This window comes from Nocardia sp. NPDC052254, assembly GCF_040679495.1.
In the GTDB taxonomy this organism is placed as follows: domain Bacteria; phylum Actinomycetota; class Actinomycetes; order Mycobacteriales; family Mycobacteriaceae; genus Nocardia.
This window is the reverse complement of record NZ_JBFAUW010000006.1, coordinates 280,893-295,310: the sequence shown is the minus strand read 5'-3', so window position 1 is coordinate 295,310 and position 14,418 is coordinate 280,893. Positions and strand designations below refer to the sequence as shown.

The following is a 14,418-nucleotide window of genomic DNA, read 5'->3' as shown; positions in this document are numbered from 1 at the left end:
TCGATAAGCTCGCCGGGTGACCGACGAGACGCTGCTGCAGGGCCCCATTCACGCCGTCCACACCGAGCTGGGCGCGACCTTCGCGCCGTTCGGCGGGTGGGAGATGCCCGTGCAGTACGCGGGCACCGTGGCCGAGCACACGGCCGTGCGGACCACCGTCGGCGTCTTCGATGTCAGCCATCTCGGCAAGGCCACCGTGCGCGGTGCCGGGGCGGCGCGGTTCGTGAACTCGGCGCTGACCAACGATCTGGGCCGGGTCGGTCCCGGCAAGGCCCAATACACGTTGTGCTGCACCGAACAGGGTGGGGTGATCGACGACCTGATCGCCTACTACGTCTCCGACGACGAGATCTTCCTGGTGCCGAATGCCGCCAACACCGCCGCCGTGGTCGCGGCCCTGCGCGCGGCCGCGCCGGCCGGGATCACCGTCACCGATCAGCATCGCGAATACGCGGTGCTGGCGGTACAGGGCCCGAAATCCGCGGAAGTACTTGCCGCACTGGGACTTCCGACCGATATGGAATATATGGCCTACGCCGACGCCGACTGGGAGGGCCGGCCGGTGCGGGTGTGCCGGACCGGATACACCGGCGAGCACGGCTACGAACTGGTGCCGCGCTGGGACGATGCCGAGGCGGTCTTCCGCGCACTGCTGGCACAGGTGGAGGCGGCCGGGGGACAGCCCGCCGGACTGGGTGCCCGCGATACCCTGCGCACCGAGATGGGCTATCCGCTGCACGGGCACGAGCTGTCCCTGGAGATCTCCCCGGTGCAGGCGCGCGCGGGCTGGGCGGTCGGCTGGAAGAAGCCCGAGTTCTGGGGCAAAGACGCACTGACACAGGAGAAGTCGGCCGGGCCGCGGCGAATTCTGCTGGGTCTGAAGGCAATCGACCGCGGTGTACTGCGCCAGGGCCAGCCGGTCCTGCGCGGGGCCGAGCAGGTCGGCGAGACCACGTCGGGAACCTTCTCCCCGAGCCTCAAGGCGGGTATCGCCCTCGCGTTGTTCGACACCGCTGCCGGAGTGGAACCGGGCGCCGAGGTGGAGGTCGACGTGCGCGGCCGCCGCCTGCGCGCCGAGGTGGTCCGGCCTCCGTTCGTCACCCCGCACACCTCCTGACGAGCCCGCGCCGGGCTCCGGAACCGATGGCGTCCGGCCGCCGGGGTCGGCCCTGACGCAGGGACGACCCCGCAGCATGGGCGGTGTGGCTTCGGGAACCGATCACTTCACACTCGACAACGGCGGTGTCACCCTCGCGCGTGCCGCGGCGGTGCCGGGCCGCCGTCGGTGCTGTGTCCCGGATCGACCTCGACCGGGGCGGAGCTGGCACCGCTGATCGAGCGGTTGCGGTGCGACTTCGAGGTGACGACCTTTCGATCTGCGCGGCCACGGGTGGACGGCGGCGCGGCGGTACCGGTTCGGGGACTTCCTCGGCGATCCCGGCGCTGTCATGGCCGACCTGGGCCCACCCGATCGTCGCGGCCCGCCGGTGGTCGGGCATTCGACGGTACGACGCGGATGCCCTGGTCGAGCTGATCAGGATACGAACCCTCGCCCAGGCCGGGGTCCCGCTGGCCCGGGTGGGTGAGCCGCTGCGCGCCGATCCGCGGGAGTTCGGCGTCGCGATCGCGGAGATCGACGAACGGCTGCGAGCGGAGATCGAGCAGCGACAGCGGCATCGAGACCGGATCGCCCGGCTCCGTGCCGGTGACGGGCCGGTGCTGCCGGTCCAGACGGTCGCCCTTCTCGAACAGCTGCGGGCGCTCGGCGTCGACGAGCGGATCGTCCGGATCGAACGCGGCGGCTGGATCCCACGGCGGCGTGGGAGCCCGCACGGGTCCGGGAATGGACCGCCCGCGAACGAGAGCAGTCCCGCGATCCACGGATGATCGGGCTCTACCGCGCACCGGGCCGGGCACCGGACTGGCCGGCGTCGGATCCGAGGCTGGCCGAGGTGACCGCCGATTACCTTGCTGAGCTGGCCGAATCGTATGGCGCGGACCATATCGGCAGCGATGTCGAACCGGCGCTCGCCGCCCTGCTGGACGCCCTGGCGTTCGATGCCGCGCCCGCGACCCGGCGGCTGATCGAACTGCCCGAGCACCGCGGCTGGACCGGCTGGAGCAGGCTGCGCCGGACCTCCGATCGGGGCCCCGACGCAGGTCCGCGCATCGTGGCTCGCGAGCACAGATCTACTATCGAGATCATGACAGTCGCCGCACAGTTCACCCGTACCCCGAATCCCGCCCCCGTTCCGGCGGACCGGCGCACGGAGATTCTGGCGGCACCCGCGTTCGGGCGGTACTTCACCGATCACATGGTGGCCATCGACTACGCCGACGGGCAGTGGAGCAATGCGCGGGTCGAGCCGTACGGACCGCTGAGCATGGATCCGGCCACGATGGTGTTCCATTACGGTCAGGCCATCTTCGAGGGACTCAAGGCGTACCGGCAGGCCGACGGCAGTATCGCCACCTTCCGTGTCGACGCCAACGCCGCGCGGTTCCAGCGTTCGGCGCGACGGCTGGCGATGGCGGAGTTGCCCGAGGAACTGTTCGTCGAATCGGTGCGTCAGCTGCTCGAGGTCGACGCCGACTGGGTGCCCGCGGCCGGTGGTGAGGAGTCGCTGTATCTGCGGCCGTTCATGTTCGCCACCGAGGCGGGGCTGGGCGTGAAGCCCGCGGCGGCCTACACCTATCTGCTGCTGGGATCGCCTGCGGGAGCCTACTTTCCGCGCGGTGTGAAGCCGGTGCGGGTGTGGCTGTCCACCGAGTATGTGCGCGCGGCGCCGGGCGGAACCGGTGAGGCCAAGGTCGCCGGCAACTACGCGTCCTCGCTGCTGGCGCAGCAGCAGGCCACCGAGAAGGGCTGCGATCAGGTGGTGTGGCTGGACGCCTGCGAACGCAAGTACGTCGAGGAGATGGGGACCAACAACCTGTTCTTCGTCTACGGCGCCGGATCCGAGGCCCGCCTGGTCACCCCGGAACTGTCCGGATCGCTGCTGCCGGGTATCACGCGCGACAGCCTGCTGACCCTGGCCGCCGATTCGGGATATCCCGTCGAAGAGCGCAAGGTCTCGGTCGAGGAATGGCGCAAGGGCGCCGAATCCGGCGAGATCACCGAGGTTTTCGCCTGCGGAACCGCCGCGGTCATCACCCCGGTCGGCTGGGTGGCCTCCGGCGACGGTGAATTCGAGATCGGTGGTGGGCAGCCCGGCGAGGTCACCATGGCGCTGCGCGATACGCTCACCGGAATTCAGCGTGGCACCTTCGCCGACACCCACGGTTGGATGCGTACCCTGGCCTGAGCGCCGGTCCCGAACGTGCCGGTGCCCCGGGGTCGGCCCGGGGCACCGTGGGTAGGGCGGTCCTCAGTCGCGGGACATGGCCGCCTCGTAGTGTTTCTCGATATCGACGTAGGCGTCGTCGGCCACATCGAAGATCACCCTGGCGATCTCACCGCCGGTGAATGCGAACTTGCCGCGGTAGTCGCTGCTCACCGCGTCGGCACTGTCGTAGCCGATGCACAGTCCTTCGCCGCAGAGCGTGAAATGTCCCGACTGCGTACGGATCTCGGCCTGGGTGACGGCGTTGTCGTCGATGTAGAGGGTCGCGGTACCCCAGTACTCGCCGTGGTCGCCGGGGCGTTCCTTCTGGAAATCGATCCCGATGATGTGCTTGCCCGGGGCGGGTGCGGGTGCCTCGAGATGCTGTTCGGGCGGTATTCCGAGGAAGTTGTAGGTGTAGTGCACCTTGCCGTCCTTGAAATACATTGCGTGGCCGCCGAATCGGGCGCCCTGGGCGAACACCACACCGTCGGTGTCCGCGGTGGTGGTGACCTCGGCGAGAACTTTGAACGACACCGCGTGGGTATTGGCCGCGGCTCGCTCGGGTACCTCGGTGGTGTTCGGATAGTAGACGTACTTGCCGCCCGGGGGCACCGGAACCTTGAATTCGAGGCCGAGGAAGGTCTGCAGATCCTTACCGGTCACACCGAGGTCGTTGAGCGGCAGTACCTTGTTGATCTCCGCCTCTGTGAACCACAGATCGATCAGCTCCCGCAGTTTGTCCGGATGCTGGTGCGCCAGATCGTGATTCTCGGAGCGGTCGGCATCGGTGTGGTACAGCTCCCACCGGTCCTTCTCGAAGTTGCTGAGCCCGCTGGTCGGGCCGTGTACGGTGACCGCCTTCCAGCCTTGGTGCCAGATCGCGCGGTGCCCGAGCATCTCGTAGTACTGGGTGTGCTTGTGCGTCGCCGCATCCGGGGAATCGAAGCTGTACTTCATCGACACACCCGACAGCGGATTCTGCGGCACACCGTCGACGGTCTCCGGCATCGGCACCCCGCAGCATTCGAGAATCGTCGGCACGATGTCGGTGCAGTGGTGGTACTGGTCGCGGATCTCACCGCGGGCCTGGAATCCATTGGGCCAGAAGACGACCAGCGGATCGGCCACCCCGCCCTGATATGAGTAGCGCTTGAACATCTTGAACGGTGTCGAGAAGGCCGCCGCCCAGCCGGTGGGGTAGTGGTTGTAGGTGTCCGGGGTCCCGAGCTTGTCGATCATCGCGAGGTTGTCTTCGATCTTGTCGGGGTAGCCGTTGAAGAACTTGCCCTCGTTGACCGAGCCGTTCGGCGACCCCTCACCGGAGGCGCCGTTGTCGGCGGCGTAGATGACCAGCGTGTTGTCCAGCTGTCCGGTCTCCTCGAGATAGTCGATGATCCGCCCCACCTGGTGGTCGGTGTACTCGGAGAATCCGGCGTACACCTCGGCCATCCGGCAGAACAGCTTGCGTTCCGGCTCGGTCAGTTCCGACCACGGGCGAACTTCGTCGGCCGCGGCGAAGGTGCCCGGCGGCATCGGATTGATGTCGGTGAGTTCGGTGCCCTCGGGCAGGATGCCACGCTCGATCATGCGTGGTAGCACCCAGGTGCGGTAGGCGTCGTAACCGTCGTCGAATGCGCCCTTGTACTTGTCGATCCATTCCTGCGGCGCGTGGTGCGGAGCATGATTGGCGCCGGGGCAGAACCAGAGGTAGAACGGTTTTTCAGGGTGGGTCTGGCGTTGGTCCTGCAGGAACGAAATCGCCTTGTCGGCAAGGTCTTTCGACAGGTGGTAGCCTTCGTCGGGCGAATAGGGCTGATCGATGAAATGGTTGTCCTCGGCCAGATCCGGATACCACTGATTCGTCTCACCGCCGACGAAGCCGTAGAAGCGGTCGAATCCCTGGCCCAGCGGCCAGCGTTCCCGCGAGGATCCGGCGGTCCATTCGTCGACCGGGATGTTGTGATTCTTGCCGACCCAATAGGTGCCCCAGCCCGCCTTGCGCAATACCGTGGCAATCGACGCGTTCTCGGGTGGGATGTGCGAGCTGTAACCAGGGAATCCGGACGATGTCTCCGAAATCGACGCGAAACCGTTGAGATGATGATTTCGCCCGGTCAGGAATGTGGAACGAGTCGGTGAGCACAGTGCGGTGGTATGCCACTGACTGTAGGTCAGGCCGTCGCGTGCCAGCCGGTCCATGGTGGGCATCTCGATCCGCCCGCCATAGGGTGACCAGGCCGCGCAACCGGTGTCGTCGTACAGGACGACCAGTACGTTCGGCGCGCCCTCGGGGGCCTTCGTGGCCAGGAAAGCGTCCCAGTCGGGGACCGAATCCCGGATGTCGAGATTGATGACGCCCTTGAACTGCCTATCGCTCATAGCTGCAACCCCTGTCGGAGACCGGTCTGCGTCATGGAGTAATTGCCGTAGCGATTGCAGCATTCCGTGGTCCCGGCCGCCCTCATCCGCCGCGGGTGATTTCCGTGCGGTCAGACGCGCTTTTCCGGATTGCACTCCCGCGCGCACACCGCGATGTAACGTCGGAACAGCGTACGCGTGGTTACTGGCGACGAGCGGGAGAGGACAGTATGCAGCACCGCACCGAATCCGGGAAACAGACCTGCCAGTGCGCCCCCTCCGCCGGCCGCGATGTCATATCGGAAAAGCGTGAATCATCCACCGCTGAGGGAATTTCCGAGCGAGTACCCACTGCCGATGTGAGCGGATCGCTGATCACACTGCACGGCGGCACATTCACGATGGGCGACGAGAGCCGCTGGGCCTATCCCGGGGATGGCGAGGGGCCGTGTCACACGGTCACCGTGGACGCATTCGCGATCGGCCGCTGCGCGGTCACCAACGCCGAATTCGCGGAATTCATCACCGCCACCGGATACCGCACCGATGCCGAGCAATACGGCTGGTCGTTCGTATTCGCCGGACTGCTGCCCGACGATATGCCGCCGACCCGGGCGGTGGCGAACGCACCGTGGTGGCGGCAGGTCACCGGCGCCGACTGGGCGCATCCGTCCGGGCCGGCCTCCGATGTCGCGGGCCTGGCCGATCATCCGGTGATCCATGTGTCCTGGGCGGACGCACGGGCCTACTGCGCGTGGTCGGGTACGCGGCTGCCCACCGAAGCGGAATGGGAGTACGCCGCGCGGGCCGGATCGACCGGTCCCTTCCCGTGGGGAGCGGACTTCGAACCCGGCGGCCGGCGGGCGATGAATGTCTTCACCGGCGAGTTTCCTCGCTCGGCGCCGGGCGCGCACCTGGGCACCATGCCGGTGAAGTCCTACGCCCCCAACGATTTCGGGCTCTACAACACCACCGGCAATGTGTGGGAGTGGTGCTCGGACTTCTTCTCCCCGGACTACTACCGGCACAGCCCGCCCAGCAACCCCACCGGTCCCGATCTGGGACGCGACCGGGTGATGCGCGGCGGATCGTATCTGTGTCACCTGTCCTACTGCCGTCGCTACCGGGTCTCGGCGCGCCAGGGCAGTGAACCGGCGTCCTCCACCGGGAATCTGGGCTTCCGGGTCGCCGCCGACGTGCGCTGAGGGCGGTTTCACCCGTCGAGCATGAGGTCCCGGTCGTACCGGGGCGGCCAGACTGTCGGATCGAACCGTCGATTCGTCCGCAGTCATGGGAGGCGCTGTGACCGACGTGCTGGCTCCGACCATGGCCGATTACCGGCGAACCTGGCTGCGACCGGACATCCTGGCCGGGCTGAGCGCCGGGGCGGTGGTGATTCCGCAGGCCATGGCCTATGCGACCATCGCCGATATGCCGGTGCAGGTCGGTCTCTACACCTGCATGGTTCCGATGGTGGTGTACGCGCTGCTCGGCGGCTCGCACACCACCAGCGTGAGTACCACCTCCACCATCGCCACGCTCACCGCCTCGACTCTGATCGGCGCGGGTATCGCGGCCGGTTCCGATGACGCGCAGACCTCGCTGATGACATTGACCCTGCTGGTCGGCGTCATTCTCCTGCTCGCCCGGGTCCTTCACTTCGGTTCGATCGTCGAAAACATCAGCGAGGCAACGCTGACGGGTATCAAGACCGGTGTCGGCCTGACGGTGGCGGCGGGGCAGTTGCCGAAGCTGCTCGGCGTGCCGGCCGATCCGGACGCGACCGGATTCTTCCGGGTGCTCCGGTCGGCGCTGCGCCAGATCGGTTCGGCCAGTCCGGTGACGATTCTGCTGGCCGCGGCCGCCATCGCCGCTCTGTACGCGATGTCGAAGTTTCTGCCGCGCGTTCCCGGCCCACTGGTGGTGGTGGCCGCCGGTATCGTGCTGGTGGCCCTCGCGCATCTGGACGATCACGGTGTCGCGCTGATCGCGCCGGTACCATCGGGGATCCCGTTGCCCGGTATCCCCGGACTGCACGATATCGGCGAGTTGCTACCGGGCGCGCTGGCGATCTCGATCATGGCGTTCCTGGAGACGGTGGCCGTGGGGCGCGGTGTGCGCCGATCCAGCGAGCCCCAGATCGACAGCGACCGTGAACTTCTCGCCAATGGCGTGGCCGCGGTGGCGGGTTCGTTCTGTCACACCCTGCCGCCGGCGGGCGGCTTCTCGCAGACCGCGGTGGCCCTGCGGGCGGGCGCGCGCACTCAGGCGGCGAGCATCGTGACCGCTCTGCTGGCGGTGGCGGTGGCGTTGTTCCTGGCACCGGTGCTCGACGATCTGCCCCAGGCCGTACTCGGGGCGATGGTGGTGGTGGCGACCCTGGGTCTGCTCGACTTCGCGGCGTTCGCCCTGTTCTGGCGGGTCAACCGGAGCGAATTCTGGGTCGCGACCGGCACCGCGGTGGTCGGCTTGACGCTGGGGCTGCTGCCCGCGGTCGCCGTCGGCGTCGTCGCGACGCTGTATCTCGTTCTGCACGAACTCGATCGGGCACACGTGGTGCAGCTGACCCGCACCGGTGCGGGCCGCTGGGTCAGTGGAACACCCACCGCCGCAACAGAACCCGCGAACCCGCTGGTGCTGCGGGTCGCCTCGGGCCTGTACACCGCCAATGTCCGCGCCAATACTCAGCGGATTCGCGGCCGTATCCAGGAATCGGCCGATGCCGGACATCGGGTCTCGGCGGTGGTGCTGGATTGCTCCTGGATTCCCGACGTGACAACCACCGTGATGCGCAGCTTCCTCGACCTGCTCGACGAGCTGACCGATATCGGTGTCACGGTCTGCTTCGCGGCGCTGCCGCCCAAGAATCTGGCTACCGTGCGCCGCACCGAGCGAGGGCGGGAACTGCAGGCTCAGGGCAGATTGTTCGAGACCGTGGACGATGCGATCGCCGCACTCACCTCGGCTCAGGAATAGTGGCATCGCCGGGGCGGCCGCCGATCACGCCAGATTGACGATGCCGCGGATCGTGAACAACGCGCCGAAGCCGAACATCACCCCGAGCGAGAGCGCGCGGGTGTGCCCGATCATCCACCTCTTCGTTGTGTCGAGACCGGTGCGGGCGCGCTCACCGAGCAACATATAGATGCCGATGGGGACGACGAAGTCCACGACCGCGGCGATCAGCAGCATGATGGTCGCGAGGACGGCCATCGCCGTCGAGACGCCCGAACTCGAGATCAGACTCATCCCGGAGATCATGATGAACACATTGGGGTTGATCACCGCGAGCCCCAGTCCCATGATGAAAGCCCCTCGAGGGCCGACGTTCTCGAGTTCGGTGACCCAGCGCGGCGATCCGGCGCGGGTCCCCGGTTTCCGTATCGCGATCCATCCACCGCAGATCAGGAACAGCAGGCCGACGGCCAGGCCCGCCCAGTGCGAGGTCTGTTTGCTGGTCGCCCCGGGATCCCCGGCCCCACTCAGCAGGGCGGCGATGCCGATCTGGGTGTAGACGAGCAGAAATGCGGCGCCGAATGCGGCGGCGTTGGGAATGGGGCGGCCCGACTGCAACAGCAGCACACAACCGACGATGGCCCCGGGGGTGATGATCAACCCGATGATCTCCGGTATCAGCGCGACGACCAGATCACCCATGCCGACTCCTCAGCATCGATTCGGTGGCGCCGCACCGGATACGCGGACGTGCCTGGAATACCGACGGTAGGTGGGGCCCCGGAGTCGCTCGTCATGCTTTGCGGGTGAGATCGGATTCAGTCGGCGGTGTCGAGTAGGCGGACCTTCGCCTGGGCGTAGGCGGTGAGCGTCGACTCGCCGATGGTGTCGGTGGCGGGGAAGAAGTCCAGCGACAACCCCTGGGCGGCGAGGCGTCCCGGAGTCCAGTGGTCGCGGATCTGCCGATCGACACCGCTGAGATACAGGTGCCCGTCGCGCTCGTCGAGCCGCTGCGCGTAATCGGCCAGTACCGCGAAGAAGGTGGCGCCCAGTGTGGTCCGGCCGCGAATGCGCAGGATGACGACAGGGTGGTGGGCGTGGGCGGGATCGGGTAATCGTGCCTGCAGGGTGCGCGACCCCGCGAAGAACATGCTGCCGTAGACGTCGATGATGGCGATCTCGTTGTCGTGCAGTTGTTTCGGAAGGTCGGCTTCGACGAGGCGGCCGTCGTCCACTCGTAGCCGCACGACCTTCAGGTCCATGGCTTCCTGATTCAGCTGCAGCAGCAACGACAATGCCACGCCGACCCCGACGGCTTCGGTGACCGGAAGCAGCAGGGTGCCGAGGAACGTGGTGAGCAGGGCGATACGCGAGGTCCGGCCACTGCTCCAGATCGCGACGATATCGCCCACCCGGAAGGACCCGACGGCGGCCACGATGAGTACCGCCGACAGTGTCGGCATCGGTACCCGGCCCACCGATCCCGCGAAGGCGGCCAGGATCGCCAGCATCCACAGCCCGGACCAGATCGCCGCCCATCGGGTCCGGGCTCCCGCCGCGGTGTTGATGGCGGTCTGGCCCACGGATCCACCGACCGGCATGCCGCGAAACAATCCGGCGGCGATATTACCGATGCCCTGGGCGGTGAAATCGCGATCGGACGACGATCGGGTCCGGTCCGGATTCGGTGCCGCCTCGGCCACTCCGGCACCCTGGACCAGCACGATCACCGCGACCGCGCAGGCACCGCTCACCAGCGATGGTGTCAGCACTCGCGGATCGGGCAGCTGCGGCAGCGGTATGCCCGCGGGAATGGCGCCGGCATCGGCGACCCGGGCCACCGAATCCCACCCGCACAACAGGACGAGTGCGGTCGGGACCGCGAGCGCGAGCAATGACGACACCATCGCCAGCCGCGTGCGTGCCAGTACAACCAGCAGCGCCACCGCGGTCAGCCCGACCAGCAGGGAATGCCAGTCGACGCGGCCGGGATGCACGATGACATCGAAGGCCTTGGCGATCGACACCGAACCGTGTGCCGGCGCGCCCGTGAAATCGGAGATCTGGCCGAAGACGATGTTGGCCGAGACGCCGGTGAGGAATCCGGTCATCACCGAATGGGAGACGAATCGGGTGTAGCGGCCCAGCTTCAGCACCGCGGCGATCAGCATCACCGCACCGGCGATCACGGTCAGCAGAATCAGTGCCGCCTCGCGATCGGCCGCGGGAACCGACGACAGCGCCGATCCAGCCGCCAGCGCCGAGGCGCTCGTCGTGGCGATCACCATCATCGTCGTACTGCTGGCGAAGCCGCCGAAGAACGGCCCGGCCATACTCGCGTACAGGCCGTGTACCGGACTCACTCCGGCGAGCACACCGGCGGCCATCCCATCCGGGACGCTGCTGATCGCGCCCGGTACCCCCGCGATCACATCGTCCCTGGTCATGCGGGTATCCGGCCACCACGACCGCAGCCGCCCAGTGATGTCGCGCATCCGCACCCGAAACCCCCGCTACAGTCCGGCGATTCCCTTTCCCACGACCACCGCGCCCATGACGAGCAGCACGACGGCCATCACCGCGTGATTGTTGGCCTGCAACCACGACTTCAGCTCGTCGAGCGCGCCGCGCAGCCGGTCGGCGGCCAGCGCGTATCCGATCACCGGAAGCAGGACGGTGCAGGCGCCGATGAGGGTGAAGACCACAACCGCGGCGACCTTTCCACCGGCGGCCAGGCCGCCGGTACCGATCGCGACACCGGCCGAGACACACAGCAGCAGATTCTTCGGATTCACCGCCGACAGGGCGATGCCCAGCCCGGTCGCCTTGACGAAGGTCATCCGGTCGATGGCCTGCATCCAGGCCGGAACGGACGTATCGGCCCGACCGCGCCACTGCTGTACGGCCAGCAGAACCAGCAGAACTCCCAGCACGATCTTCACCCAGGCCACCCCGGCGGAATGCGATGGACCGGCGTCGGTGTCGATCGAGCCCGACAGCGCGACCACGATGACGGTGACGACCAGGATGCCGATCACCCAGCCGGCCGCGAAGCCGGCACTCGTGCCACCGGCGCGGGGCGACAGCAGCATGAGAATGGCGGCGACGATCGGAATGGGCGAGATCGCCACACCGACCGCCAGGGGCAGCAATTCACCGAGCACGGTTCCCATTCGGTCACCGTAGGCAGGGTCGTGGCACACGATCGTCACACGATGCGGGTGAAACCGACCCGGGATCCGGATCGGGGCGGCCGGCCGAGATCTGGGCGAACGCGGCGTCTCGATCGAGCCGGATGTCGCGTCCATCGGCGCGTGTTCGCTCGCCACCGGTATCGGCCCCGCGATCGGTGTGCGGGTGCGGGTCGCTCGGAAGTTCGGGCAGCGTCAGGAAATGCGAAAAGCCCTCTCGCACAGGACGAAAGGGCTCGCGATGGGTGACGTGACTCAGCCGGGCATGAGCATGTGCCACTGTTCGAGAGTGGTCGGGCGCATCACGTAGTTGTTCTCCCGCACCGACGACAGGGTGGCGCTGGGTTGTTCGGAATACCAATGACCGGGGTAGATCACCGGATCGCCCTTCAGCTCCGACAGATTGCGCAGGCTGCGGAACATGGCGTCGGAGTCGCCGCCCGGGAAGTCGGTGCGGCCGCAACCATCGACGAACAGGGTATCGCCGGCCACCAGGCGACCGTCGAACAGGAAGCACTGACTGCCGGGGGTGTGGCCGGGGGTGTGCAGGAATTCGATCTCCACACCGCCGACGGCGAGCTTGTCACCGTGCTCGTGCCCGGTGAACTCGCTCTCGGCGATACCGGTGACATTGGCGACCCAGGACAGTTCCTCGGTGTTGACGTGCACCGGGACCTGTGTCCGCTCGAGCAGTTCGCGCACCCCGCGCAGGGTGAAGCCCATCATCGTGCCGCCGACGTGGTCGGGGTGGTGATGGGTGGCCAGCACCCCGGTGAGCCGCAGGCCGTCGGCCTCGGCGATATCGATCAGGTCTCCTGCCGCGTAGGCGGGATCCACCACCACGCATTCGCCGCTGTCGCGATCACCGATCAGATACGAGAAATTCCGCATCTGCGTCGCGATCGGATCACCGACGGCCCAGTCACGGCCCGCCAGTAGTTGACGAAAATATAAACGGTCGGATCCCATACGCACACCCTATTGTTCGCCCGCGAACTCCGCGCATCCGGACGCAATGTTGTGAATCGTCACGGTCGCGGAATTTCGCCGCGCCGGCACGGCCCCGGGGACTGCCTCAGCCCAGTACGGCGGCCAGTTCGGTGGCCGCCTCCCGACCGTAGGCGCCGCGCAGCCGCTCGAGGGCCGACTCGCGATCCAGCGACCATTCCTGGGTGCCGACGGTCTCCAGTACCAGCACCGCCGCCAGCGAACCCAGCTGCGCCGAACGCGACAGGCTCAGACCGGAGGTGTGCCCGGTGAGGAAGCCGGCCCGGAACGCGTCGCCGACGCCGGTCGGGTCGACCTTCGAAAGTTCGGGCACCACTTCGACGTTCACCTCGACCCCGTCACCATCGACGATCACGACACCCTTCGCGCCCAGGGTGGTGACCCGGATGCCGACACGGCGGCCGATCTCCTCGGGCGACAGGCCGGTCTTCTGCAGCAGCAGGCCCCACTCGTACTCGTTGGTGAAAAGGTATGTGGCGCCGTCGATCAGGGCCAGCGCCTGCTCGCCATCGAGCCGGGCCAGTTGCTGAGAGGGGTCGGCGGCGAACGGGATGCCGAGCTTGCGGCACTCCTCGGTGTGGCGCAGCATCGCGTCGGGATCGTTGGCGCCCACCAGAACCAGGTCCAGCGAACGGTTTTCGGCCACCTCGGCGATGGAGATCTCGCGGGCCTCGCTCATCGCGCCGGGATAGAAGGACGCGATCTGGGCCATGCTCTCATCGGTGGTGCAGACGAAGCGCGCGGTGTGCGCGGTCTCGGAGACGCGGACCGCCGAGCAGTCCACGCCGTGCCGCTCGAGCCATTCGCGGTATTCACCGAAATCGGCGCCGACGGCGCCCAGCAGCAGCGGATCGCCGCCCAGCAGGCCCATGGCGTACGCGATGTTGCCGGCCACACCGCCTCGGCGGATCACCAGATCGTCGACCAGGAAGCTCAGCGATACGTGCTGCAACTGGTCGGCGAGCAGCACATCGGAGAATTTCCCCGGAAAACGCATCAGATGGTCGGTCGCGATGGAAGCGGACACAGCGATGGTCACGAAGCCCGGTCCTTGTCTGTCGAAGGCGAATTCAGCCTTCACCGTACCGTGCGGAGTCCGGACGGGGTAAGGGCCGAAGGGATGTGGGTACGACTCGGCGCGGAACCTCCGGTGAGGTCCCGCGCCGGGAAGTGTTCGTCAGTTGAAGCTGTCGCCGCAGGCGCAGGAGCCCGTGGCGTTCGGGTTGTCGATGGTGAAACCCTGCTTCTCGATGGTGTCGACGAAGTCGATCGACGCACCCTGCACGTAGGGGGCGCTCATCCGGTCGACCGCGAGCTTGACGCCGCCGAACTCGACGGTCAGGTCGCCGTCGAGGCTGCGATCGTCGAAGAACAACTGGTACCGCAGGCCGGCGCAACCACCGGGCTGCACGGCGATGCGCAGCGCCAGATCGTCGCGGCCCTCCTGGTCCAGCAGCGCCTTGGCCTTGGCCGCCGCCGCGTCGGTGAGGATCACACCGTGGGTGGTGGTCTCGTTCTGCACAGTCATGAAGTCTCCTCGCAGGCCCTGGTTCGACCCGTGAACGTTGTTTCCGTGAACA

General features: G+C 67.3%; 12 protein-coding genes. 5 read left to right on the top strand and 7 right to left on the bottom strand.

Annotated features, from left to right (window positions below; all coding sequences use genetic code 11):
• Positions 1-16: 16 nt before the first annotated feature.
• From gcvT to AB0L57_RS18145, 3 genes are all read left to right on the top strand, one after another.
• Positions 17-1,117 carry a glycine cleavage system aminomethyltransferase GcvT gene (gene gcvT, locus AB0L57_RS18155; RefSeq protein WP_364963103.1) on the top strand — a complete coding sequence of 367 codons (1,101 nt, stop codon included), beginning with the start codon at positions 17-19 and terminating at the stop codon, positions 1,115-1,117.
• A gap of 230 nt (positions 1,118-1,347) precedes the next feature.
• Positions 1,348-1,887, top strand: a complete 540-nt coding sequence (locus AB0L57_RS18150; RefSeq protein WP_364963100.1) for a hypothetical protein — start codon at positions 1,348-1,350, stop codon at positions 1,885-1,887.
• Between the two features lie 317 nt (positions 1,888-2,204).
• Positions 2,205-3,305: a branched-chain amino acid aminotransferase gene (locus AB0L57_RS18145; RefSeq protein ID WP_364963495.1), complete on the top strand. Its 1,101-nt coding sequence runs from the start codon at positions 2,205-2,207 to the stop codon at positions 3,303-3,305.
• A gap of 63 nt (positions 3,306-3,368) precedes the next feature.
• Here AB0L57_RS18145 and AB0L57_RS18140 read toward each other — a convergent pair whose 3' ends face one another.
• On the bottom strand, positions 3,369-5,705 hold the full coding sequence (locus tag AB0L57_RS18140; RefSeq protein WP_364963098.1) for an arylsulfatase: 2,337 nt from the start codon (positions 5,703-5,705) through the stop codon (positions 3,369-3,371).
• 338 nt (positions 5,706-6,043) lie between these two features.
• On the opposite strand from AB0L57_RS18140, the gene AB0L57_RS18135 reads away from it, so the two are divergent.
• A complete protein-coding gene (locus tag AB0L57_RS18135; protein ID WP_364963096.1) occupies positions 6,044-6,889 on the top strand; it encodes a formylglycine-generating enzyme family protein in 846 nt (281 codons plus the stop codon).
• Positions 6,890-6,986: 97 nt separating this feature from the next.
• Positions 6,987-8,660 carry a SulP family inorganic anion transporter gene (locus AB0L57_RS18130; RefSeq protein WP_364963093.1) on the top strand — a complete coding sequence of 558 codons (1,674 nt, stop codon included), beginning with the start codon at positions 6,987-6,989 and terminating at the stop codon, positions 8,658-8,660.
• A 24-nt stretch (positions 8,661-8,684) separates the two neighbouring features.
• On the opposite strand, the gene AB0L57_RS18125 is transcribed toward AB0L57_RS18130, so the two are convergent.
• From AB0L57_RS18125 to AB0L57_RS18100, 6 genes are all read right to left on the bottom strand, one after another.
• Positions 8,685-9,341: a GAP family protein gene (locus AB0L57_RS18125; protein ID WP_364963091.1), complete on the bottom strand. Its 657-nt coding sequence runs from the start codon at positions 9,339-9,341 to the stop codon at positions 8,685-8,687.
• 116 nt (positions 9,342-9,457) lie between these two features.
• Complete coding sequence (locus AB0L57_RS18120) at positions 9,458-11,086, bottom strand: SulP family inorganic anion transporter (protein ID WP_364963088.1); 1,629 nt, start codon at positions 11,084-11,086, stop codon at positions 9,458-9,460.
• 66 nt (positions 11,087-11,152) lie between these two features.
• Complete coding sequence (locus AB0L57_RS18115) at positions 11,153-11,812, bottom strand: GAP family protein (RefSeq protein WP_364963085.1); 660 nt, start codon at positions 11,810-11,812, stop codon at positions 11,153-11,155.
• A gap of 273 nt (positions 11,813-12,085) precedes the next feature.
• Positions 12,086-12,799 (bottom strand): MBL fold metallo-hydrolase, encoded by a 714-nt coding sequence (locus AB0L57_RS18110; RefSeq protein ID WP_364963082.1) that lies wholly within the window; start codon positions 12,797-12,799, stop codon positions 12,086-12,088.
• Between the two features lie 106 nt (positions 12,800-12,905).
• On the bottom strand, positions 12,906-13,877 hold the full coding sequence (locus tag AB0L57_RS18105) for a carbohydrate kinase family protein (RefSeq protein ID WP_364963080.1): 972 nt from the start codon (positions 13,875-13,877) through the stop codon (positions 12,906-12,908).
• 138 nt (positions 13,878-14,015) lie between these two features.
• Complete coding sequence (locus tag AB0L57_RS18100) at positions 14,016-14,366, bottom strand: iron-sulfur cluster assembly accessory protein (RefSeq protein ID WP_025348566.1); 351 nt, start codon at positions 14,364-14,366, stop codon at positions 14,016-14,018.
• Between the last annotated feature and the right edge of the window lie 52 nt (positions 14,367-14,418).